Consider the following 21,199-nt stretch of genomic DNA (forward strand, 5'->3'; position numbering starts at 1 on the left):
CGGGAAGCAGCTTGACCCGGCGGCCGGCACGGGCCAGCGCTGGCACGAAACCCGGAGTCCGTCCCATGTCCGACGAAAAGTTCGCCCCCGACGCGCCGTTCACCAGCAGCGACTTCCACAACGTCACCCAGAAGCAGATCCTGAACGCGGTGCACGACACGCTCGCCCAGGCGAAGATGCCGTGGGAGGCGATCCGGCCCTTCCTCGAGACGGCGCGCGACATGTGCCGCGCCGACTTCGCCGAAAGCGCCAGCATCCGCTTCCACACGGTGCAGGCAGACGGCGACGCGTGGGTCGATGCGGAGGAGGCGTTCCTCGGCATTTCGGTGGCCGACCGCGACAGCGGCGCCGAATGGCTGGCGGACACCTATTGGGTATCGGACATCGCGACGATCGACGACGACCCCGAGCTGGCCCGCGCCGTCGTACGGGCGCTGGAGCGCAGCATCGCCAGGATCAATGCCTGGCTCGCCGGGAAAGAAGCGGGAGGCGCAGCCAAAGCCACACCTCCCGCGAACAAGGATGCCTGAGTGTCAGTTGCCTTCGCCGGTGACACCGCGCTCGTAGAGCTGGATGCAACGGTCGTCGCCCGGCCCGGGCTGGCAGGGCGGATAGTTGGTCTCGGCGACCGGGCCGCCCATGCCGGTGTAAGCCGGCGCGCTGCCCGCAGCCGGGACCGCCGGGTCCGGATCGTCGGCCGTTGCCGTCTCGATCGGCGCCTGGGCGGGCGCCCCATGCGACGCACTCTCCGCCGTCATCGTGTCCGGCTGGTGCGCATCGAGGCCGGGCTCTTCGGGCCCGCCCATCGCGGTCTGCACCGCGCTGTCGCCATGGCCGCCGGTCGGCTGATTCCAGCTCGCCAGCGCGGTACGCACGCCGCGCTCATAGAGCTGGATGCAGCTGTCGTCGCCCGGTCCCGGATCGCAGGCCGGATAGTTCTGCGTCGCCGGACGCGGCGTCAGATCGAGCGCCGCCGTCTGGACCGGCGCAGCGGTCGTCGTCGCCTCGCCCACCGTGGTGGTGGTGTCCATCGTGTCGACCGGCGCGCCGGTGCCTGCCGGATCGTCCGTCGCGACCGGATCGGTCTGGTCGACCGGGATCGTCGGCTGCGGCGGCATCGGGTCCGCCGGCGGAGTCGCCTGCGGATCGGCAGAGGCATAGCTGTCGCCGACAGCGCCGTCCATCTTGCCGGGGTCTTCGCCGTACCAGTCGGTATAGCTGTCTGCCTCGGACAGGGGTGCCGCATCCTTGGCGAGCACCGGGCCGAAGCCTTCGTTCACGGTCGCGTCATATGGCTTTGCGGCATCCACGTCCGCGCCATAAGGATCCTGCGCGAGCGCGACGCCCGCAAGCGCCGACGAGCCGAGCAGCAGGGCCGCAGCCCCGATCTTCAACCTGTTCATTTTGGCCTCCATACCTTTCCGGCGCGCCCCTCAAAGGCCACCGGGCGAAAGCCCCCACGCCCGCACTGGTGAGAAGTGCAGTGTATGCGATGAACGGCCGAACGCCGGTTTTTCTCCCTCCGCGCGCTCGGGCGGTCAGAAGCGGCCGTCGATTCGGCGCAGCGCGAGGCCGTTCGCCTCCTGGAATCCCGCGGCCACCAGGCGACCGCGCAGCGCCTCGTCGGTCGGCCGGATCGACAGGTCGGCGCGAAAGCGGCCGTCGGCGAAGAGCCTCAGCTCCAGCCGCTCCATGCCGGTCTGGCTGGCGAGCGGCAGCAGCACGGCATCACCCGCGCACGAGGCGGTGCCGGCGAAGCCGGAGGGCAGGCCGATCCCCGCCACTTCGCCTGCCAGGGTTGCCCGCACATTGCCCTCGGCGCGGGCGCACTGGCCGTTGGCGAAGCCGGCGGACACGTCGTCCGCCTCGATCATCGCGACCGGCAGCGGCGCGAACAGCGCGCCGACGCGCAGCTGCCCGGTCGCGTCGTCGACGCCGAAGGCATGGCGCGACAGGGTGATGGCGCCGCGGAACGGGTTGGCCTCGTCGTCGCGGCGGAGCGAGACCCGGGCCCGGCCGAGAAGAAGTGGCAGGCTGTTGAGGCGCGCGGTGACGTCGCCGACCGGCACCGGACCGAGCTGCGCCTCCCTGAGGCCGCCGAACCAGATGCTCCCGGTCGCCTCGCGCGCTACCAGCCCGCGCGCCGCGAAGCCGAACCAGTCGGCGGCAAGCCGGAGCGGCAGCAAAGCGAGCAAGGCGAAGGCGAAGGCGCCGAGGAAGAAGGCCGTCCGGCCCATCGGCAGGCGGATCCTCATGGCCGCGGCCCCGCATTGAAACCGGCCTCGACGAAGATCGTCCGGTCCTGGTTGATGCGGGCGCGCAGGCTCCCGACCGCCACGCCTTGCGCCTCGAGCCCGCGCACCCAGCCCAGCACCGCCTGCGGCCGCCCCGCCTCGATCGTGATCGTCGCCTGCGTCGGACTCTGCGTCACGATGCGCGCATTGGGGAAGCCCGCATCGGCAGCGGTGCGCGCCAGCAGGCTGTCGATCGGCAACGGCAACGGCGCGCCCGGCCGCGCCACCTGACCGGCGGCCACGGCGCGCGCCTTGGCCTCCGCGAGCGCCACCACCGCCTCGCCGTGCCGCCGCTCCGCATCGGCGCGCAGATCGGAGAGCGGGCGCAGCACCGCGAGCCAGACCAGCACGATCGCGATCAGCGCGAACATGACGAGCAGCATCCGCTGCTCGCGGGTCGAGCGTCCCCGCCACCAGAGCTTGAAGCGCTCGCTCATGACGGCCGCACCGTCAGCTCGGCGGTCGGCCGCCCGCCCGCCGCGGTCGGCTCGCCGCCCTCGACCGTCAGGCCGCTCGCCTCGGCGCGCGTGCGGAACGCTGCGAAGGTCGCGGCATTGTCCATCGTCACACTGGCGTTGAGGCTGCCGTCGGACCGGTACTCGATCCGCGCCAGCTCCAGGTTCGGCGTCGCGCGCACCGCCTCGAACAATCGCGTCGCGACGGGGCCGAAGCCGGGATTGGCGGTCCGGCGCTGCCCCGGCGCCTCCAGCGTGGCGAGCTCCGTCTCCAATCGATTGGCGGCGAAGGTATAGCGCAGGATCGCCAAGATCTGCACCGCGAGGGTCAGGATCACGAGCAGCGCGGCAAGGGCGACGACGCGCCGCTTCCACCCGGTATCGACCTTCCACTGCCGGCGTCGTGCGAACGCGCCCTGGCGCAGGTCGACGGGCGGCGCGGCAAGCACCGCGGGCAATCCGTCGGCAAAACGACGCGGATCCAGCGGCACGACCGGCATGTCACCGGTCACCGCCTCGGCCAGATCCGGCTCGAGCGTGAAGGCGGCGGCCGGGGCGCGAAAATCGGCAAGCCCGTCATGGTCGCGCCTGAGATAGCCGGTCTCGGGCGGGACGATCAGCAGCGGCTCCGGCACGATCGTGACGGGATCGACACCCCGCGCCTCCGCTTCCGCGAGCCACTCGACCATCCGCGCGGCCGGCACCAGCGCCACCGGCGTCTGTCTCGATTCCGGCCGGCCGACAGCGACATGCATGTCGGTGAGCGGGGTTGCGCTGGCGTCGGCCAGCATCAGCCGCGCCGCCGCGGCCGCCTGCGCAGGGGCAAGCCCGTCCGGCAGCTCCAGCCAGTGCACTGTCGCCGCCGTCCCCGGCACGGCCAGCGCCGCTGGTCCGGCCGGCAGGGCATCCGCCTCGCCATGCGCGACGACACCCGTCGCGCCGATCCGGCGCCACGACCAGCCGTCGGCGAAGACGAGCAGCCGCTCGCCGGTCGCTGTCTCGTCAGTTGGTGATGTCGGCATTTTCGCCGTCGCCGCCCGCGCGGCCATCGGCGCCGAGCGAGGAGATCAGGAACGGCTTCCCGTCAGGTCCCGGTGCCGCATATTGATACGGCCGGTTCCACGGATCGTTCGGTAGGCGCCTCAGATAATTGCCCGCCATCAGGGCCTGCAGTCCCTCGTCGGTCGTCGGAAACCTGAGATTGTCGAGCCGGTACATGTCGATGCCCTGCTCGAGCGTCGCGATGTCCGCCCGCGCTTTCGTTACTGCGGCCCGATCGGCGGCCGGCATCACGTTGATGATGACGATGGTCGCGAGCAGGCCGATGATGACGATGACGACCATCATCTCGACGAGGGTGAAGCCGCCTTCCCGCTCGCGCCACGTCTCGTCACCCCGGCGAAGGCCGGGGTCTCGGCGCGGCTTCGCTCGGCGCCTTTCCGGTCTGAGATCCCGGCCTGCTCCGGGATGACGGAAGGGGTCTAGGCGGGACAGCATCACATTCCTCCGGCGAGCGTATCGAGTTGCAAGATGGGAAGCAGGATCGACAGGACGATGACCGCGACGACCACGCCCATCACGATGATGATCGCGGGCTCGAGCAGCGCCAAGGCGGTCGAGGTAAAGGCGTCGAACTCGCGCTCCAGATAGTCGGCGGCGCGTTCCAGCATCATGTCGAGCCGTCCCGAGGCCTCGCCGCTGGCGGCAAGGTAGACGAGCAAGGGCGGAAACACGCCCGCCTTCCGGAGCGCGCCCGACAGGCTGCCGCCGGTGCGCACCGTCTCGGCAATATCGGCGCTGGCGGCGCGCAGCACGCGGTTGTGCACCGTGCTCGTGGTCAGCTTCAGGCCTTCCAGCAGCGGCAGCCGGCTTGCGATCATCGTCGAGAGCGTGCGCGCCAGCCGTGCCGCATGGAGGTCGCGGATCAGCCGCCCGATGATCGGCAGCTTGAGCAGGAAGGCGTCGAACTTCATCCGGATCCCCTCCTCCTTGAGCGCGCGCGATCCGAGGAAGACGGCGCCGGCGAGCGCGATCAGCAGCGCCCACCACCAGTTGGAGAGGAAGTTCGAAATCCCGATGACGATCCGGGTGAGCAGCGGCAATTGCTGCCCCACGTCCTGGAACTGCTCGACCACCTTGGGCACGACGAAGATCATCAGCGCGAACACGACGAAGGCCGCCACGAAGGCCAGGATGATCGGGTAAGCCAGTGTCGAAAGCACCTTGCCGCGCACCTGCGCCTGCCGCTCGAGCAGATTGGCGAGCCGTTCCAGGATCGACGGCAGCGTCCCCGAGCCCTCGCCCGCTGCGACCATCGCGCGGTAGAGCGGCGGGAAGCTCTTCGGCTCGCGCCCCATCGCGTCGGCGAGCCGCCGTCCTTCGACCACGCCCGAATGGACGTTGGTCAGGATGCGCTGCACCTCTTCGCGCTCGGACTGGCGCGAGAGCGTCCGGAGCGCCTCCTCGAGCGGCGCCACCTGCACCAGGGTCGCGAGCTGGCGCGTGAACAGGGTGAGCTGCTTGGCCCCGAGCTTCCTGCGCGCGAGCAGCCCTCGTGACAGCAGAGACGGGGAAGATGCGCCCGCGCCCGGACCCATGCCGACGGGGTAAATTCCGCGCGCCAGCAACAAGGTGGTCGCATCGCTTTCCGAGCTGGCCTGCACCGAGCCGCGCCGCTCACGGCCGGCCTTGTCGATGCCGACATAGGCGAAGTCAGGCATCGACGGCCTCGTGCCGCGACACGCGCACGGCCTCCTCCGGGCTGGTCATGCCCTCCAGCACCAGCGCCCGCGCCGATCCGGCCAGGGTCGAGGAGGCGCGGAAGGCGTGCGCAGCGATCGCGGCTTCCTCGCCGCCCGCGTTGATCAGCTGCCGAATCGTCTCGTCCACGCGCACCGCCTCGAACAGGCCGATCCGCCCCTTATAGCCGCTGTTGCCGCAGGCCGCACAGCCGCGCGGCTCCCAGACGATCGTCCCGGCCTTGATGCCGAGCAGCCCGGCGAGCGATCCCGCGGCCTCGACCGGTGTCCGGCATTCCGGACACAGCCGCCGCACCAGCCGCTGCGCCATCACCGCGCGCAGCGTCGAGGCAATCAGGAACGGCTCGACCTTCATGTCGCGCAGGCGCGTGATCGCGCCGATCGAATCGTTGGTGTGGACGGTCGAGAGCACGAGATGCCCGGTCAGCGCCGATTGCACGGCGATGTCCGCCGTCTCGCGGTCGCGAATTTCGCCGACCATCACCGTGTCGGGATCCTGGCGCAGGATCGCGCGCAGCCCCGCGGCGAAGGTGAGGCCGACCTGCGGATTGATCTGGGTCTGGCCAACCCCGTCGACCGCATATTCGACCGGGTCTTCGACGGTCAGGATGTTGCGGCTGCCGTCGTTGAGCAGCTTCAGGCCCGCGTAAAGCGTCGTCGTCTTGCCCGATCCGGTCGGCCCGGTGACCAGCACGATTCCGTTCGGTTCGCTGAGCGCGTCGGTGAACAGCCGCTTCACTGCCGCGTCCATGCCGAGCTGGTCGAGGTCGATCCCGGCATTCTCCTTGTCGAGGATGCGCAGCACCACCCGCTCGCCCGCCCGGCTCGGCAGGGTCGAGACGCGCACGTCGATCAGCTTGCCGCCCAGCGTCAGGCCGATGCGCCCGTCCTGCGGCAGCCGCCGCTCGGCGATGTCGAGGCGCGCCATGACCTTGACCCGGCTAACCACCACCGGCGCGACGTGGGGCGGCATCCGCAGCGTCTCGCGCAGCACGCCGTCCATACGCATCCGGACGACCAGCCCCGTCTCGTAGGGCTCGATATGGATGTCCGAGACGCCCTGACGCGCGGCGTCGGCGATGATGCCGTTGATCAGGCGAATGGCCGGCGCATCGTCCGACGTGTCGAGCAGGTCGTCCGCGCCCTGCACGGCCGCGGCCAGATGGCCGAGATCGTCATCGAAGCCCAGCGAATCCGCCGCATGGGCCGCTGTCCCCGCCCCGGCGCCATAATGATCGGAGAGCAGCCTGTCGAAGGCTGGTGCGTCGACCTTCGTCACTCCGAACGGCCGCGCCAGGAAGCGTCGCAGCTCGATCAACGCCTTCGGATCGGCGCCTTCGCGCATCGCGACGTCGAGCCGGCCGTCGGTCTCGCCGGTCGCGACGAAGCCATGCCGCCGCGCGAACGCATAAGGTACGGAGACCAGCGCCTCGGCCGGGGCAGGGTCTTCGCCGCGGGCGATCTTCATTGCGGCTCCGTCGGCGCCGCCGCGCTCGGCGGCACGTCGGTCGGCGTCACCACCTGGTCCTGCGGCTGGGGCGGCGTCACGCTTGGCGGCGTCGCGCCCATATAGTCGCGCACCAGCTCGTCGATCGAAGGCTCGCGGTCGGGATGGGCGAGCATCTGCCGGCCGCGGATATAGTCGTAGCGCCGGGCGCTCATCGCCCGCGCTTCCGCCGCGGTGCGGATGATGGTCGGACGGATGAACACCATCAGGTTGGTGCGGCTCCGGTCGCGGCTACGCGCGCGGAACAGCTCGCCGATCAGCGGGATGTCACCGAGCAAGGGCACCCGCTCCAGCGTCCGCCGGTCGTTCTCGTCCAGCAGGCCGCCGATGCCGACGATCTCGCCGTCGTCGACGGTGATCGTCGTCTCGATCTCGCGCTTGTTGAGGATGATCTCGGGATTGGCGCTGGAGACGGTGCCGGCGATCGAGCTCACCTCCTGGCGGAGATCGAGCTTGATCGAGCCGCCGGCATTGATCTGCGGCCGCACCTCGAGCGTGATGCCGACATTCTGCCGTTGCACCGTGCGGAACGCATTGTCGAAATTCTGGGAGAGCGATTCACCGGTGGTGATCGGGATTTCCTGGCCGACCAGGAAATAGGCCTCCTCATTGTCGAGCGTCATGATCGACGGGGTCGAGAGCAGGTTCGACTGATTGTCGGCCTGCACCGCATTGACGATCGCCCCGAAGATCGCATTGCCGCTGCGGATCGCGCCACCGCCGAGGATGCCGCGCGCGCCGACCAGCGAGTTGACCGCCGCCTCGGTCAGCGACTGGGCGACGCCTTCCAGCCCACCGGGCGTGTCGTCATCGTCATCGTCATCGTCGTCATTGTTGTTGTCACGGATCAGCTCGTTGGCCGCGATCGCGCCGGCGACGGCGTTCATGTTCGGCGCAATGTTCGAATAATTGGTCACCGCGAACGGGATGTTCGATCCGCGCAGGCCCGCAAGGAAGAGCTGGACGCCGAGCTGGCGGGCGGCGCCTTCCGAAATCTCGGCGATCACCGCCTCGACCAGCACCTGCTGGCGCCGCACGTCGAGCTGGCGGACGACCTCGCCCAGGGTCCGTTGCACGTCCGGCGTCGCCGCGATCACGATCGCATTGGCGCCGGCGAAGCGGGTGACAACCGCGTTGCGTGCGACGATCGGCGCCTGGCCGGTCGGCGCGCCGCCGCTCGCGGCCGGTGCGGGGGTGGCGGTCGAGCTGTCGCCGGTCATCGTCCGGTTGCCGCCGCCGGTGCCGTTGGTCCCGCCGATCATGGTCGAAGGCGAGCGGCCGCGCCGCTGCGGTGTCGGCGCCGGCTCGGTCGGCGTCTGGCCGAGCAGGGTCTGCAGCACCGGCAGCAGCTGCTCGGCATCGGCATGTTCGAGGAAGACGACGCGGATCTCGCTGCCGCTGGCGGCACGCCGATCGAGGTCCTGGGCGATGCCGGCGAGCTGGCTCACCGAAGCGGCATCGCCGCGCAGCGCGATCGAGTTGGCGCTGTCGATCGGCACCACCGACACGCCTTCCGGCGCCAGATCGGCGAGCGCCGCGGCGATCTCGCGCGCGCCGGCATTGTCGAGACCGACGACGCGGGTGACGCCGCTGTCGACGTCGATCTGGGCCAGCGCCTGGCGCACCCGGCGGACGTTGTCGGCGAAGTCGGAGACGATGATGGAGTTGCGGCTGGCGGTGATCGATCCGTCGCGGCTGACCAGCGGCCGCAGCGCCTCGATCGCCTGCGCCGCCTCGATCCGCCGGACGCGCAGGATTTCGGTGACGAAGCCCGACGGGCTCGCCCGGCCCGAGCCGCCGAGCGGCGCCGAGGCCGAGGCGCCGGCGACCGGCTGGATGCGCAGCGCGCCGCCCGCGGACGGCACCGCGACATAGCCGCTGGCGCGCAGCGTCGAGAGGAACAGCTCGAAATATTCGGAGCGGCTCAAGGGCCGTTCCGTCACCACCGAGACGCGGCCCTGCACCGCCGGATCGATGATCATCGTCCGGCCAGTGACGCGCGAGGCGTCCTGGATGAAGGCGCGCACGTCCGCCTCGCGCAGGTTCAGCACATATTGCGCCGAGGCCGGGGCGACGGGTGTGACGGCAGCGGCGGAGAGCGCCAGGGCAATGAGGAAACGCTTCACCTGTCTAGAACCTCATACGGATCGGGACGGCGCGGCCGCCGCGGTCGACCATCACGGTCGCGTTGCCGCCCGACTGGGCGATGATCGATTGCGCCTGCTCGGCCGAGACGACGCGCTGGCCGTTAACCGAGACGATGACGTCGCCGGGCTGGAGGCCGGCGGCGCGGAACGCCCGCCCGCCGTCGCCGCCCGGCGTGACGATGAGCCCGGTCACCCCGCTCTCGCCGACGCGCGGATCGAAGTTCAGCGGCACGGAAGCGGTGGGTGCCGCGTTGACGGTCGGCACCGGCTGAACCGGCGCATTGGACTGCGGGGGCGGGGCCGGCTGGGTCGGCTGACCGCCAGCGCCCGTCGGTACGGGCTGAGATTGATCGAGGAAGATCTGCTCGCGGGTGCCGGTGCGGTCGATGGTGACGCTGTCGAAGCCGACCTCGGCGAGGGTCACGCCCGGCATGATCTCCTCGCCGACCAGGAAGCTGCGCTGGCTGCCGTCGGGAAGCGCGATGATCGCCGAGCCGCGCCCGGTCGCCCGGTCCTCGCGCACGCCGAACAGCTGGAGGTTGAGCCCGGTCACCACCGCGGGCGCGGTATCGGTCAGCCGGAAGAAGGGATCGAAATCGCCCAGCGCGCCAGCTGCCGGCGCCGCGGCGAGGGTGCTCGGCGGCTTCCAGTCGCCGATCGGGCCGACCGGCGTCACCAGTGCCCAGACCAGCCGCGCTGCTTGCACCGCCAGGAGCGCGAGCAGGATCAGCTCGAGCGCCGTGAAGACGGTGACCCGGGGCAGCCGGGCAAGCAGCCGCTCCGCGCGCGGATTCACCTGCCAGCGCATGTAACGAACCGAGTCCCTCCCCGAACAAGCCAGAAGCGGCCACTATGTCCGCCCTGTGACTCAAATAAGACAGCGCAGCGACGCCCCATCGCCTTGAAATGGATGCGGGAAACGCGCCCCTCTCACGCCCGGAGTCGTGCCGGCGGGACGTTCACAGCTTTTCGGAAGGGGCGCAAGGGGGAGGAAAAGGTCGGGGCGACGCCTCTAGGGGAAAAACGCCGCCCTCAAGCGTCAGCCGGTAGCACAGGCAAGATGGACGGAGCCTGAATGCTGGCTACTGGATTCCGAAGAGCGGCCTCGTGGCCACGATCAGCCAGATCGGCCAGCCGGCCAGCGCCAGGAAAGTGCCGAGCGGCAACCGCGTCGTTGCCCCCACGGCTTCGCCCCGCGCCCGCATCAGCAACACCGACGCGAGTCCGATCAGCCCTGCGCCGAGCAGCACGAACGGCAGGTGAAACGCGCCAACCCAGGCACCGAGGGCGCCGAACAGCTTGGGATCGCCGCCGCCCAGCCCCTCGCGCCCTCTGAGCGACCGGTAGCCGAGCGCGATCAGCGCGAGTCCGCCCCAGCCGATCGCCGCCCCGGCGAGTCGTTCGACCAAAAGCGGTCCCAGCCCCGTCCAAGCCACGACCAGTCCGAGCGGGATCAGCGGCAGCGTCAGCCGGTCGGGCAACCAGTGATGCTCGAGGTCGAGCAGGGCGACGAGCAGCAGCCACCAGCCGAGCAGGGCACTGACCAGTCCGAGCGGCAGCGAGTGGGCCAGGAAGGAGACGACACCGATCAGCGCCGCCGCCAGCTCCACGGCGAGATGCCGGGGATCGATCCGCGCCGCGCAGCGCCGGCAACGCCCGCGTGCAAGCAGATAGGACAGGACCGGCACGAGCTCGGCCGGCCCCAGCGCCGCATCGCAGGCGTCGCAATGCGACCGCCCGGTCATCGCGCCGCGCCCCTGCGGCCAGCGGATCAGGATGGTGGCGAGAAAGCTCCCGGCAATCGCGCCGAGCACAAGCCCCGCCGCGCCGCGTACCAGCGGATCGGCGGCCCACGGTCCCAAGTCTGCGAAAAACCCCGCCACGACCCCCGCTTAGAAGGGGCCGGGGCGGGGTTCAACGTTCCAGCCGTCATCCCGTCGCAGGCGGGATGACGAGTGAATTCAGTTCCGCACCTGCGCGGTCTCGTACCGTGCCAGCGCCTCACGGGCGAGGTCCCGGGTCGAGACCCAGCGGCCGCCGATCGTCTCGACCTGGCTGTGCCGGTTCGACGCGAGCGCCGCCCGCCAGGCGGTCAGCGCCTCGCTGGTGCGGCCGGTCTGCATGTAGACGGCGCCGAGGTTGATCAGCCGGGCCGGATCGTCCGCCTCAAGCTGCGAGGTCCTGAGCAGCGCCTCGGCCCGGTTCCAGTCGCCCCGGTCGATCGCCGCGACGGCCAGGCTGCCGCGCGGAAATCCCTCCTCGACCGCCTGGGCGGACGCCGCCGCCGGCACCATGGCCAGCGCCGCGGCGAGAACTGCAAATCCCTTCATGTCACCCTCCAATCCCGAATTCTTGCTTGCCCGGAAAATTACAGTTCCGTGACTCTTGGCGCAAACTTTTATGACGATTTCGGGTTGCAAAGATGACAATCATGTTTCGCAGTTGTTACGTTTGCACGCACGACGACGCATCACCCGCCGCGCCGACGAGCTGAAATTGCTAGATTCTGTAGTTGTTTAGCTCTGAACGACGCTTAAGATTCGCTGCGCCTGCACGAGATGCGGGCGATCGATCATCCTGCCGTCGAGCGACAGCGCCCCGGCGCCGGGATTGGCTGCGAACGCAGCGACGACCGACTCGGCATGGGCGATCTCGGCCGCGCTGGGGGTGAAAGCGGCGTTGATCACCTCGACCTGTGCTGGGTGAATCGCCATCATGCCGGTGAAGCCGTCCCGCCGCGCCCGCGCCGCATAGGCGGCGAGGCCCTCCAAATCCTTGAACGCCGGGTAGACCGTCTCGATCGGCGCCACATTGGCCGCCGCCGCGCCGAACAGCGTGAGCGAACGGGCGACTTCATAGGGCGGCGTGAAACGCCCGTCCGGTTCCCGGCTCGTTGCCGCGCCGATCGCCGCCGGCAGGTCCTCTGCTCCCCAGGTCAGCGCCGCCAGCCGCTTCGCCCCGCCATAGGAACCGAGCCCGAAGATCGCCGCCGGCGTCTCGGTCGCGATCGCCATCACCTTGGCGGTCGCATCGCCGCGCTCGGTCAGCCGCCGCGCCAGCTCGGCCACGCTCGCCCCGCCTTCCGACTTGGGCAGCACGATCCCGTCGGGTCGCCCGGAAAGGATGGCGTCGAGGTCCTTCTCATTCCCCGCGCCGTCGAGCGGATTCACCCGCACCCAGAGGTTCGCCGCCGGATGCGCGGCGAGGAAAGCCGCGACCGCCAGTCGCGCTTCCGGCTTCGCCGCCGGCGCCACCGCATCCTCGAGGTCGAGGATCAGCGCGTCGGCGCCGAGACCCAGCGCCTTTTCCATCCGGTCCGGCCGGTCGCCGGGCACGAAGAGCATCGATCGCAGCTTCATGGCCGCGCACCCTCCATGCAGCGCGCCCCGAGGGCAAGCCGATTCTGCCAGGCTCGCTAGAAGCGCCCGCGGAACACGAAGTCGCGCGCCTCGCCCGCATTGCGATGGCAGGCCGCGCACCAGCCGGAATGGCCGGGCGGGACGAGATGGCTGCGGTCGGTGCGGTAGCGCACATATTCCCATTCGCCGCTGCGCACGTCGCCATAGGCGGCGCCGAACCCTTCGCCGCGCCGCATCACGTCGATCTGGAAGAGCTCGCCGGCCCGCGGCTGCCCCTCGGCGTACCGCCACTCCGCGACGAACACGGAGCCATAGGGATAGGGCAGGTTGGCGCGGTCGGTCACCGAAGCCGCCTGTTCGTTCGCATAGACGACCAGAACCTGCGCCGCGTTCACCGGCGTGGTGCGCAGACGGGTAAAGCTGGTGCGGTAGTCGGCCGGCAGCCCGACCCGATCCTCGGTCGGCCCGATCTTGGGTTCCCCACCCTCGTTCATGTCCTGGGCGCCGAGCCCGGCGAACAGCAACAGGGCGATCCCCGCCCGCCTCAGCCGGGCTGGCGCTGCATCAGCGCGGTGCGCTCCATCACGCATATCAGTTCGTCCCGCTGGTTGAACATGCGATGCTCGAAGGTGACGATGCCCGCGTCCGGCCGCGAATTGGAGTCCTTGAGCGCAACCACCTCGGTCTCGGCGCGCAGCGTGTCGCCGATGAAGACCGGCTTGGGCATCCGTACCTTGTCGTAGCCCAGATTTGCGACGAGCGTCCCCAACGTGGTGTCGCCGACCGACAGGCCGACGAGCAAGGCGAAGGTGAAGGTGCCATTGACGACGATCCTCCCGAACTCGGTCGCCTCGGCATAGGTCTCGTCGAGATGGAGCGGCTGCGGATTGTGGGTGAGCGTCGAGATCAGCAGGTTGTCCGTTTCGGTGACGGTCCGGTGCGGCTGGTGGCGGAGCGTGTCACCCAGCGTCCACTGCTCGTAATAGCGGCCGGGCACGACGGTTACACCGTCGCCCCGGCGAACGCCGGGGTCTCGTGGAGAAGGGCCGCGACGTTTTGACCTGAGAGCCCGGCCTTCGCCGGGATGACGAGAAATGCCATCACCCGCCCTCCTTCTCGATCCGCACCAGTAGCGCGCCTTCGCTCACCTGTGCGCCGGCCTCGGCATTGAGCTCCGCCACCTTGCCATCGAACGGCGCGGCGAGGCTATGCTCCATCTTCATCGCCTCGAGCGTCAGCAGCTTCTGCCCCTTGGTCACGACATTCCCCGCCGCCACCTCCAGCGCGATGATCTTGCCAGGCATGGGGGAGACGATCGCGCCGTCGCCGGCCGCGGCGCCACCTTCGGCGCGGGACGGGCCATAGCCGAGCCGGAACGTCTGCCCGCGCTCAGTGAGGATCAGGTGCGGGATGTCGCCACCAACCCGCTGCCAATGATACCCGACGCCCTCGATCGCCCGGTCGATGCGCCCGCTCAATCGACAACCATTTAGCGAGAAATCGACCACCGTCTGCGGATCGGCATTGAGTCGAAAGCCCCAGGGGCCAGGCTGAATGAGATCGGGATCGGCCCACTCCCGCAGCGCCTTGCGGTCTTTCTCGCCGGCAGCCGCCGCATCGAGCACCGCCTGCGACGGCTCCGCCAACGGCATCAGCTCATCGCCGCTACGTGCGATCAGGCCGGTATCTACGTCTCCCATTCGAAAGGCCTCCGCTTCGAGGCATTCGTAGAGGAAGCCACCATTGGTCTTCACCGGCGCAACGTGACTACCGGCCAAGGCGCCGAGCAACCGCTCCCGCGCGGCCTCGCGGTCATGGCCCCAGGCGATCAGCTTGGCGATCATCGGGTCGTAGAAGGGAGAGATGCGGTCTCCCTGCTCCACGCCCGTGTCGATCCGCGCCCGATCGTCCAGCAGGAACTGCTCGAGCGTTCCCGTGGAGGGCAGAAAGCCGCTGGCCGGATCCTCGGCATAAAGCCGCGCCTCCATCGCCCAGCCGTCGATCGACAGCTCCTCCTGACGCTTCGGCACGGGCTCCCCGCTCGCCACGCGAAGCTGCCATTCGACCAGGTCCTGCCCGGTGATCTCCTCCGTCACCGGATGCTCGACCTGGAGGCGCGTGTTCATTTCCATGAACCACACCCGATCGCCGCGTAGGCCCTCGCTGGCGTCGGCGATGAACTCGATCGTCCCCGCACCGACATAGTCCACCGCCTTCGCTGCGCGTACCGCTGCACCGCAGACAACCTCGCGCAGCGCCCAGTCGAAACCCGGTGCCGGCGCCTCCTCGATCACCTTTTGGTGACGGCGCTGGAGCGAGCAATCGCGCTCGAACAGGTGGACGACGTTACCGTGCGTGTCGCCGAACACCTGCACTTCGATATGGCGCGGACGCAGGATATATTTCTCGATCAGCACCCGGTCGTCGCCGAACGAGGACGCCGCCTCGCGTTTGCACGAGAGAAGCGCGTCGGCGAAGTCCCTCGCCGCATCGACCCGCCGCATCCCCTTGCCGCCGCCGCCCGCGACCGCCTTGATCAGCACCGGATAGACGATCGCGTCCGCCTCCGCCTTGAGGCGTGCCGGGTCCTGATTCTCGCCGAGATAGCCCGGCGTCACCGGCACGCCGGCATCCGCCATCAATTTCTTCGCCGCGTCCTTGAGGCCCATGGCGGTGATCGAGGCCGGCTTCGGCCCCACCCAGATCAGCCCGGCGTCGATGACGGCCTGCGCGAAGGCCGCATTTTCGCTCAGGAAGCCGTAACCCGGATGGATCGCTTCAGCGCCAGTGGCCTTGGCCGCTACAATAATCTTCTCCCCGACGAGATAGCTTTCCCGTGCCGGCGAGGGTCCGATATGCACCGCTTCGTCCGCTTCGCGCACATGCAGCGCCTTGGCGTCGGCATCGGAATAGACCGCCACAGTCCGGATCCCGAGTCGCCGCGCGGTGCGGATCACCCGGCAGGCAATCTCGCCCCGGTTGGCGATGAGCAGGGATGTCAGCATGACGCCGTCCGCGACCGATCGATCATTCCCCGCACCCTTCCGTCCTTTGCGTCCAGGTCACGTTCTGCACCTTCCAGGCGCCATTCTCGCGGACCAGATCGAAATGGTTGACCCCGCAGTGCCGGCGCCGGCCGTCCACCAGGAAGTCATACTGTCCCCACACCATCGCGATGTCGCCATCGATCCGGACGAGCGGATCGGGCATCCGCTCCTCCAGCCGCTCGGCGCCTGGGCGGATGCCGCCGGCGAAGTCGGCCCAACTCATCCGGCGAAAGCTGCGCGTGCCGTCCGGCCGCTCGACGACCACCGCCGCCGCGCCATCGCCGCGCACCTGGGCCAGGATCGCCTGCCCGTCACGCGCGGTGAGCCCGGCGAACATCGCATCGATCGGCGCCATCACCGCGGCTTCGTCGCTCTGGGCGACAGCCGCCGCCGGAGCGACAAACAGAGCGAGTGCAAAAAGCAAAGACCGCATTGTCGTCCTCCTACATCCTGAACACGCCGAACTTCGCCCGCTCCGGAATAGGCGCATTCAAAGTCGCGGAGAAAGCCAGCCCCAGCACATCCCGCGTCTGGGCCGGATCGATGATGCCGTCGTCCCACAGCCGCGCGGTGGCGTGATAGGGATTGCCCTCGTCCTCGTAGCGCTGACGGACCGGGGCCTTGAACGCCTCGGCCTGCTCCGGCGTCCAGCTGTCGGCATCCTTGTGCACCGTCGCCAGCACGCTGGCCGCCTGCTCGCCGCCCATCACGCTGATCCGGCTGTTCGGCCAGGTGAACAGGAACCGCGGCGAATAGGCCCGCCCGCACATGCCGTAATTGCCGGCGCCGAAGCTGCCGCCGATCAGGACGGTGATCTTCGGCACGCTCGCCGTCGCCACCGCGGTCACCAGCTTGGCGCCGTTCTTGGCGATCCCCTCCGCCTCATACTTCCCGCCGACCATGAAGCCCGAGATGTTCTGGAGGAACAGCAGGGGCACGCGGCGCTGGCACGCCAGCTCGATGAAATGCGCGCCCTTCAGTGCGCTTTCCGAAAACAGGATGCCGTTGTTCGCCAGGATCGCGACCGGGATGCCCCAGATGCGCGCGAAGCCGCAGACGAGCGTGCTCCCGTAGAGCGGCTTGAACTCGTGAAATTCGCTGCCGTCGACGATCCGCGCGATGATCTCGTGCACATCGTAGGGCGTGCGGACGTCATCCGGGATCACCCCGTACAGCCCTTCGGGATCGAGCTTCGGCGCCACCGGCTCGGCGAGGTCGATGTCGACCTCCTTCACCGTGTTCAGCCGCGCCACGATGTCGCGCACGATGCTGAGCGCATGCTCGTCATTCTCGGCGAGATGATCGACCACGCCGCTCTTGCGTGCATGCAGGTCGCCGCCGCCCAGATCCTCGGCCGAAATCACCTCGCCCGTCGCCGCCTTCACCAGCGGCGGGCCGCCAAGGAAGATCGTGCCCTGATTGCGGACGATCACCGTCTCGTCGCTCATCGCCGGCACATAGGCGCCGCCCGCGGTGCAGCTCCCCATCACGCAGGCGATCTGCGCCAGCCCCGCGGCCGACATCTGCGCCTGGTTGTAGAAGATGCGCCCGAAATGCTCGCGGTCGGGGAAGACTTCGGCCTGGTGCGGCAGGTTCGCGCCGCCCGAGTCGACGAGATAGGCCGACGGCAGCCGGTTCTGCAGCGCAATCTCCTGCGCACGCAGATGCTTCTTCACCGTCATCGGATAATAGGTGCCGCCCTTCACCGTCGCGTCGTTGCAGACGATCATCGTCTCGCGCCCCGACACCCGGCCGATCCCGGCGATCATCCCGGCCGCCGGCACTTCGCCGCCATAGAGGTCGCAGGCCGCCAGCTGCCCGATCTCGAGAAAGGGCGAACCCGGATCGAGCAGCCGCTCCACCCGTTCACGCGGCAGCAGCTTGCCCCGGCTCACATGCCGCTCGCGAGACTTCTCGTTCCCGCCCAGCGCCGTCTCGGCGACCCTGGCGCGCAGCTCTTCCGCAAGCCCCCGATTGTGCGCGGCGTAGGCGCGGAAGGTCTCGCCGTTTTCGTCCAGCTTCGACGTGAGCTGGGTCACGCCCCGGCCCCGATCAGCTCGCGCCCGATCAGCATCCGCCGGATCTCGTTCGTGCCCGCGCCAATGTCGAGCAGCTTCGCGTCGCGGAAATAGCGCTCGACCGGCCAGTCTTTGGTATAGCCCGCACCGCCCAGCGCCTGGATCGCCTCGCCGGCAACCTTCAGCGCATTCTCGCTCGCGTAGAGGATCGCGCCGGCCGCGTCGAAGCGGGTCGTCTTGCCCGCGTCGCACGCCCTGGCGACCTGGTAGACATAGGCGCGCGCCGAGTTCAGCGCGACATACATGTCGGCGACCTTGGCCTGCATCAGCTGGAACGATCCGATCGCCTGCCCGAACTGTTTCCTCTCGCGCACATAGGGCAGCACGACGTCGAGGCAGGCCTGCATGATGCCGAGCTGGATGCCGGCGAGCACGGTCCGCTCATAGTCGAGCCCGCTCATCAGCACGCCGACCCCGCCGTTCAGCGGCCCCATCACATTCTCTTCCGGCACCTCGCAGTCGTCGAAGATCAGCTCGGCGGTCGGTGACCCGCGCATCCCCATCTTGTCGAGCTTCTGGCCGATCGCGAAGCCGGGCATGTCCTTCTCGATGAGGAAGGTGGTGATCCCGCGCGATCCCTCGCCGGTCTTCGCATAGACCACCAAAGTGTCCGCATAGGCCGCGTTGGTGATCCAGAACTTGGTGCCGTTGAGGACGTAGCGGTCGCCCTTCTTCTCGGCCTTCAGCTTCATCGAGACGACGTCGCTGCCCGCCCCGGCTTCCGACATCGCGAGGCTGCCGACATGCTCGCCCGAAATCAGCTTGGGGAGATATTTCGCCTTCTGCTCGGCATTGGCCCAGCGGCGGATCTGGTTGACGCAGAGGTTCGAATGCGCGCCGTAGCTCAGCCCGATCGAGGCCGACGCCCGCGCCACCTCCTCCTGCGCCACGACATGCTCGAGATAGCCGAGCCCGAGCCCGCCATCCTCCTCCGCCACGGTGATCCCGTGCAGCCCGAGCGCGCCCATCTCGGGCCACAGCTCGGTCGGGAACCAGTCCTCCGCGTCGATCCGCGCGGCCAGCGGCGCGATCCGCTCGCTGGCAAAACGCTGCGTCGTGTCGCGGATCGTGTCGGCCATCTCGCCGAGCGCAAAATCGAGGCCCAGTTCGGACATCTTCCTCTCCCTGTTCCGTCCGGTGCGCATCCCGTTCCGGATCGTCACCCCGGCGAAGGCCGGGGTCCAGCCCTGACAGGGATCTTTTGTTCGGGTCTGGGTACCGGCCTTCGCCGGTATGGCGAAGCGGTTTTCGGACCCGATATCCTCGCGCCCATAGCGCAACCGGCATCATCGTAAAAATTGAAAGATCGATGGCATTATCATAGGATGATCCTATGATCAGCCGCACCCACCTCCGCCAGTTCCTCGCCGTGGTCGACGCCGGCAACTTCACACGCGCGGCGCTGCAGATCAACGTCGCCCAGCCGACCCTCTCCGCCGGCATCGCCGAGCTGGAAAAGCGACTCGGCACCCGACTCTTCGCCCGCTCCAACCGCCGCGTCCAGCTGACCGAGGCCGGCAATCGCCTGCTCGCTCACGCCCGGGCGATCGAGCGCGAGTTCCATCTCGCCGAGGAGAGCGTCACCGGCATCGCCCCGCCGCTCCGCGCTGTCCGCCTCGGCGTGCTCGCCACCGTCTCCACTGCCTTCCTCGAAACCGGGCTCGGCGCCTGTGCCGGCCCCGAGCCCGCCGAGATCACCGAAGGCAGCGAGCGCGAGCTTTCCAGCGCGATCGCCGCCGGCCGCCTCGATCTCGCCCTCACCCTGATCCGCCCCGGCGAGACCCGGCCGGCCGAGCCGCTCTGGCAGGAGGGCTATTGCCTCGCCTTGCCCCTCACCCATCGCCTCGCCGGCCGCGCCGAGGTGGCGCCCGAGGAGGTCGCCGGCGACACGATGATCGCCCGCCGGTCCTGCGAAGCGCTCGCCGAGACCAGCCGCTTCTTCACCGAGCGCGGCGTGCGCCCACCCTTCAGCTTCCGCTCGCCCAATGACGACCGCGCGCTCGCCATGGTCCGCGCCGGCCAGGGCATCACCGTCATCCCCGCCAGCCTCGCCGGCCCCGGCCTCGCCACCCCGGCGCTCGCCGGCTTCCCACTCATGCGCACCATCGGCCTGCTTCACGCGCCGAATTGGCCGAGGGACCATCCACTGGCGCAAGCGTTCCGCTCCGCAGCGGAAGGCAACGTCGCTAGGATTTGAACAAGCCGCCGTCGCTGCCTATGTGCGTCCTTCGATACGGGCCTTCGCCTGGCTCAGTCCCTACTCAGGATGAGCGGGAAAGACCCAAACCCGCTCATCCTGAGTAGCCGGTGAGCTTGTCGAACCGGCGTATCGAAGGACGCACATCGCTGGAGCCCGCCATGACCGCCGCATCCGATCCCGTCGTCATCCTCTCCTACGCCCGCACCCCGATGGGCAGCTTTCAGGGCAGCCTCGCCGGCGCCTCGGCGATCGATCTCGGCGCCACCGCGGTGAAGGCAGCCGTCGAGCGCGCCGGTGTGAACGGAGACGACATCGAACGCATCTACATGGGCTGCGTCCTCCCCGCCGGCCTCGGCCAGGCTCCGGCGCGTCAAGCCGCGCTCAAGGCGGGCCTGCCCAATTCGGTCGAGGCGACCACCGTCAACAAGATGTGCGGCTCGGGCATGCAGACCGTCATCATGGGCGCCGAGGCGCTCGCCGCCGGCAGCGTCGACTATATCGTCGCGGGCGGCATGGAGAGCATGACCAACGCCCCCTACATCCTGCAGAAGCATCGGGGCGGCGCCCGCATGGGCCACGACCGGGTCATGGACCACATGTTCCTCGACGGCCTCGAGGACGCCTACGAACCCGGCCGCGCCATGGGCACCTTCGCCGAGGACACCGCCCAGGAATACCAGTTCACCCGCGCGGCGCAGGACGATTACGCCATCGCCTCGCTGACCCGCGCCCAGGCCGCCCAGACCTCCGGCGCCTTCGACCGCGAGATCGTCGCCGTCGAGGTCGCGACCCGCAAGGGCAGCGAAACGGTCGCGCAGGACGAGCAGCCGCCCAAGGGCAATGCCGAGAAGATCCCGACCCTGAAGCCCGCTTTCGCGAAAGACGGCACGATCACCGCGGCCAATGCCAGCTCGATCAGCGACGGCGCCGCCGCCCTCGTCCTCACCCGCCAGAGCGTCGCGGACGCGGCCGGCCTGAAGCCCGTCGCCCGCATCGTCGCGACCGCCGCCCACGCCCACCTGCCCGCCAAGTTCACCACCGCCCCCGTGAACGCCATGCAGAAGGTCCTCGACAAGGCGGGCTGGAGCGTCGCCGACGTCGAGCTGTTCGAGGTCAACGAGGCCTTCGCCGCCGTCGCCATGATCGCGATGCGCGACCTCAATATTCCCCACGACAGGATCAACGTGAACGGCGGCGCCACCGCTTTGGGACACCCGATCGGCGCGTCCGGCGCCCGCATCCTCGCCACCCTGATCGCCGCCCTCCAGAACCGCGGCGGCAGGAAGGGCGTGGCGAGCCTCTGCATCGGCGGCGGCGAGGCGACGGCGGTGGCGGTGGAGTTGGTGGACTAGA

21 protein-coding genes are annotated in these 21,199 nt (G+C 69.3%); 3 read left to right on the plus strand and 18 right to left on the minus strand.

Annotated features, from left to right (window positions below):
- Positions 1-65 precede the first annotated feature (65 nt).
- The gene (locus RCO27_RS05405; protein WP_309001611.1) at positions 66-530 is read left to right on the plus strand and encodes a hypothetical protein; all 465 of its coding nucleotides are present in this window, start codon (positions 66-68) and stop codon (positions 528-530) included.
- 3 nt (positions 531-533) lie between these two features.
- Here the strand turns inward: RCO27_RS05405 and RCO27_RS05410 are convergent, their stop codons facing one another.
- The 18 genes from RCO27_RS05410 to RCO27_RS05495 all read right to left on the minus strand — a co-directional run bounded on the left by RCO27_RS05410 (position 534) and on the right by RCO27_RS05495 (position 18,761).
- Positions 534-1,403, minus strand: coding sequence for a hypothetical protein (locus RCO27_RS05410; RefSeq protein ID WP_309001612.1), 870 nt, complete (start codon positions 1,401-1,403; stop codon positions 534-536).
- A 135-nt stretch (positions 1,404-1,538) separates the two neighbouring features.
- Positions 1,539-2,255, minus strand: a complete 717-nt coding sequence (gene gspN, locus RCO27_RS05415; RefSeq protein ID WP_309001613.1) for a type II secretion system protein N — start codon at positions 2,253-2,255, stop codon at positions 1,539-1,541.
- Positions 2,252-2,731 (minus strand): type II secretion system protein GspM, encoded by a 480-nt coding sequence (gene gspM / locus RCO27_RS05420; protein WP_309001614.1) that lies wholly within the window; start codon positions 2,729-2,731, stop codon positions 2,252-2,254. Before gspM ends, gspN begins: the two co-directional genes overlap by 4 nt.
- Positions 2,728-3,771 carry a type II secretion system protein GspL gene (gene gspL, locus RCO27_RS05425; RefSeq protein ID WP_309001615.1) on the minus strand — a complete coding sequence of 348 codons (1,044 nt, stop codon included), beginning with the start codon at positions 3,769-3,771 and terminating at the stop codon, positions 2,728-2,730. The genes gspM and gspL overlap by 4 nt, the downstream gene beginning before the upstream one ends.
- Positions 3,752-4,246: a type II secretion system major pseudopilin GspG gene (gene gspG, locus RCO27_RS05430; RefSeq protein ID WP_309001616.1), complete on the minus strand. Its 495-nt coding sequence runs from the start codon at positions 4,244-4,246 to the stop codon at positions 3,752-3,754. The genes gspL and gspG overlap by 20 nt, the downstream gene beginning before the upstream one ends.
- Positions 4,246-5,469 carry a type II secretion system inner membrane protein GspF gene (gspF, locus tag RCO27_RS05435; RefSeq protein WP_309001617.1) on the minus strand — a complete coding sequence of 408 codons (1,224 nt, stop codon included), beginning with the start codon at positions 5,467-5,469 and terminating at the stop codon, positions 4,246-4,248. Before gspF ends, gspG begins: the two co-directional genes overlap by 1 nt.
- Positions 5,462-6,976: an ATPase, T2SS/T4P/T4SS family gene (locus RCO27_RS05440; protein WP_309001618.1), complete on the minus strand. Its 1,515-nt coding sequence runs from the start codon at positions 6,974-6,976 to the stop codon at positions 5,462-5,464. The genes gspF and RCO27_RS05440 overlap by 8 nt, the downstream gene beginning before the upstream one ends.
- A complete protein-coding gene (gspD, locus tag RCO27_RS05445; RefSeq protein ID WP_309001619.1) occupies positions 6,973-9,141 on the minus strand; it encodes a type II secretion system secretin GspD in 2,169 nt (722 codons plus the stop codon). The genes RCO27_RS05440 and gspD overlap by 4 nt, the downstream gene beginning before the upstream one ends.
- A gap of 4 nt (positions 9,142-9,145) precedes the next feature.
- Entirely contained in the window at positions 9,146-9,970 is an 825-nt protein-coding gene (locus RCO27_RS05450; RefSeq protein WP_309001620.1) for a type II secretion system protein N, read from the minus strand.
- Between the two features lie 274 nt (positions 9,971-10,244).
- On the minus strand, positions 10,245-11,045 hold the full coding sequence (locus tag RCO27_RS05455; protein ID WP_374990354.1) for a prepilin peptidase: 801 nt from the start codon (positions 11,043-11,045) through the stop codon (positions 10,245-10,247).
- Between the two features lie 78 nt (positions 11,046-11,123).
- Positions 11,124-11,492, minus strand: a complete 369-nt coding sequence (locus RCO27_RS05460) for a tetratricopeptide repeat protein (protein ID WP_309001621.1) — start codon at positions 11,490-11,492, stop codon at positions 11,124-11,126.
- 186 nt (positions 11,493-11,678) lie between these two features.
- The gene (locus RCO27_RS05465; protein ID WP_309001622.1) at positions 11,679-12,521 is read right to left on the minus strand and encodes a CoA ester lyase; all 843 of its coding nucleotides are present in this window, start codon (positions 12,519-12,521) and stop codon (positions 11,679-11,681) included.
- A 56-nt stretch (positions 12,522-12,577) separates the two neighbouring features.
- A complete protein-coding gene (locus RCO27_RS05470) occupies positions 12,578-13,111 on the minus strand; it encodes a cytochrome P460 family protein (protein ID WP_309001623.1) in 534 nt (177 codons plus the stop codon).
- The gene (locus RCO27_RS05475; RefSeq protein WP_309001624.1) at positions 13,066-13,518 is read right to left on the minus strand and encodes a MaoC family dehydratase; all 453 of its coding nucleotides are present in this window, start codon (positions 13,516-13,518) and stop codon (positions 13,066-13,068) included. Before RCO27_RS05475 ends, RCO27_RS05470 begins: the two co-directional genes overlap by 46 nt.
- Before the next feature lie 103 nt (positions 13,519-13,621).
- Positions 13,622-15,526, minus strand: a complete 1,905-nt coding sequence (locus RCO27_RS05480) for an acetyl/propionyl/methylcrotonyl-CoA carboxylase subunit alpha (protein WP_309001625.1) — start codon at positions 15,524-15,526, stop codon at positions 13,622-13,624.
- Positions 15,527-15,548: 22 nt separating this feature from the next.
- Positions 15,549-16,001, minus strand: coding sequence for a hypothetical protein (locus RCO27_RS05485; RefSeq protein ID WP_309001626.1), 453 nt, complete (start codon positions 15,999-16,001; stop codon positions 15,549-15,551).
- A 10-nt stretch (positions 16,002-16,011) separates the two neighbouring features.
- The gene (locus RCO27_RS05490) at positions 16,012-17,607 is read right to left on the minus strand and encodes a carboxyl transferase domain-containing protein (RefSeq protein WP_309001627.1); all 1,596 of its coding nucleotides are present in this window, start codon (positions 17,605-17,607) and stop codon (positions 16,012-16,014) included.
- Positions 17,604-18,761, minus strand: coding sequence for an isovaleryl-CoA dehydrogenase (locus RCO27_RS05495; RefSeq protein ID WP_309001628.1), 1,158 nt, complete (start codon positions 18,759-18,761; stop codon positions 17,604-17,606). The genes RCO27_RS05490 and RCO27_RS05495 overlap by 4 nt, the downstream gene beginning before the upstream one ends.
- A gap of 218 nt (positions 18,762-18,979) precedes the next feature.
- On the opposite strand from RCO27_RS05495, the gene RCO27_RS05500 reads away from it, so the two are divergent.
- Both RCO27_RS05500 and RCO27_RS05505 read left to right on the plus strand, forming a co-directional pair.
- On the plus strand, positions 18,980-19,843 hold the full coding sequence (locus tag RCO27_RS05500) for a LysR family transcriptional regulator (protein WP_309001629.1): 864 nt from the start codon (positions 18,980-18,982) through the stop codon (positions 19,841-19,843).
- A gap of 161 nt (positions 19,844-20,004) precedes the next feature.
- Complete coding sequence (locus RCO27_RS05505) at positions 20,005-21,198, plus strand: acetyl-CoA C-acyltransferase (protein ID WP_309001630.1); 1,194 nt, start codon at positions 20,005-20,007, stop codon at positions 21,196-21,198.
- Position 21,199 lies beyond the last annotated feature (1 nt).

The organism is Sphingosinicella sp. LHD-64, assembly GCF_031157375.1.
In the GTDB taxonomy this organism is placed as follows: domain Bacteria; phylum Pseudomonadota; class Alphaproteobacteria; order Sphingomonadales; family Sphingomonadaceae; genus Allosphingosinicella.

What these genes read in the sequence shown, in the direction of transcription:
- RCO27_RS05405 (WP_309001611.1), top strand. Translation starts at nt 66, where the DNA reads ATGTCCGACGAAAAGTTCGCCCCCGACGCGCCGTTCACCAGCAGCGAC.
- RCO27_RS05410 (WP_309001612.1), bottom strand. Translation starts at nt 1,403, where the DNA reads ATGAACAGGTTGAAGATCGGGGCTGCGGCCCTGCTGCTCGGCTCGTCG.
- gspN (WP_309001613.1), bottom strand. Translation starts at nt 2,255, where the DNA reads ATGAGGATCCGCCTGCCGATGGGCCGGACGGCCTTCTTCCTCGGCGCC.
- gspM (WP_309001614.1), bottom strand. Translation starts at nt 2,731, where the DNA reads ATGAGCGAGCGCTTCAAGCTCTGGTGGCGGGGACGCTCGACCCGCGAG.
- gspL (WP_309001615.1), bottom strand. Translation starts at nt 3,771, where the DNA reads ATGCCGACATCACCAACTGACGAGACAGCGACCGGCGAGCGGCTGCTC.
- gspG (WP_309001616.1), bottom strand. Translation starts at nt 4,246, where the DNA reads ATGCTGTCCCGCCTAGACCCCTTCCGTCATCCCGGAGCAGGCCGGGAT.
- gspF (WP_309001617.1), bottom strand. Translation starts at nt 5,469, where the DNA reads ATGCCTGACTTCGCCTATGTCGGCATCGACAAGGCCGGCCGTGAGCGG.
- RCO27_RS05440 (WP_309001618.1), bottom strand. Translation starts at nt 6,976, where the DNA reads ATGAAGATCGCCCGCGGCGAAGACCCTGCCCCGGCCGAGGCGCTGGTC.
- RCO27_RS05450 (WP_309001620.1), bottom strand. Translation starts at nt 9,970, where the DNA reads ATGCGCTGGCAGGTGAATCCGCGCGCGGAGCGGCTGCTTGCCCGGCTG.
- RCO27_RS05460 (WP_309001621.1), bottom strand. Translation starts at nt 11,492, where the DNA reads ATGAAGGGATTTGCAGTTCTCGCCGCGGCGCTGGCCATGGTGCCGGCG.
- RCO27_RS05465 (WP_309001622.1), bottom strand. Translation starts at nt 12,521, where the DNA reads ATGAAGCTGCGATCGATGCTCTTCGTGCCCGGCGACCGGCCGGACCGG.
- RCO27_RS05470 (WP_309001623.1), bottom strand. Translation starts at nt 13,111, where the DNA reads ATGCGTGATGGAGCGCACCGCGCTGATGCAGCGCCAGCCCGGCTGAGG.
- RCO27_RS05480 (WP_309001625.1), bottom strand. Translation starts at nt 15,526, where the DNA reads ATGCTGACATCCCTGCTCATCGCCAACCGGGGCGAGATTGCCTGCCGG.
- RCO27_RS05485 (WP_309001626.1), bottom strand. Translation starts at nt 16,001, where the DNA reads ATGCGGTCTTTGCTTTTTGCACTCGCTCTGTTTGTCGCTCCGGCGGCG.
- RCO27_RS05495 (WP_309001628.1), bottom strand. Translation starts at nt 18,761, where the DNA reads ATGTCCGAACTGGGCCTCGATTTTGCGCTCGGCGAGATGGCCGACACG.
- RCO27_RS05500 (WP_309001629.1), top strand. Translation starts at nt 18,980, where the DNA reads ATGATCAGCCGCACCCACCTCCGCCAGTTCCTCGCCGTGGTCGACGCC.
- RCO27_RS05505 (WP_309001630.1), top strand. Translation starts at nt 20,005, where the DNA reads ATGACCGCCGCATCCGATCCCGTCGTCATCCTCTCCTACGCCCGCACC.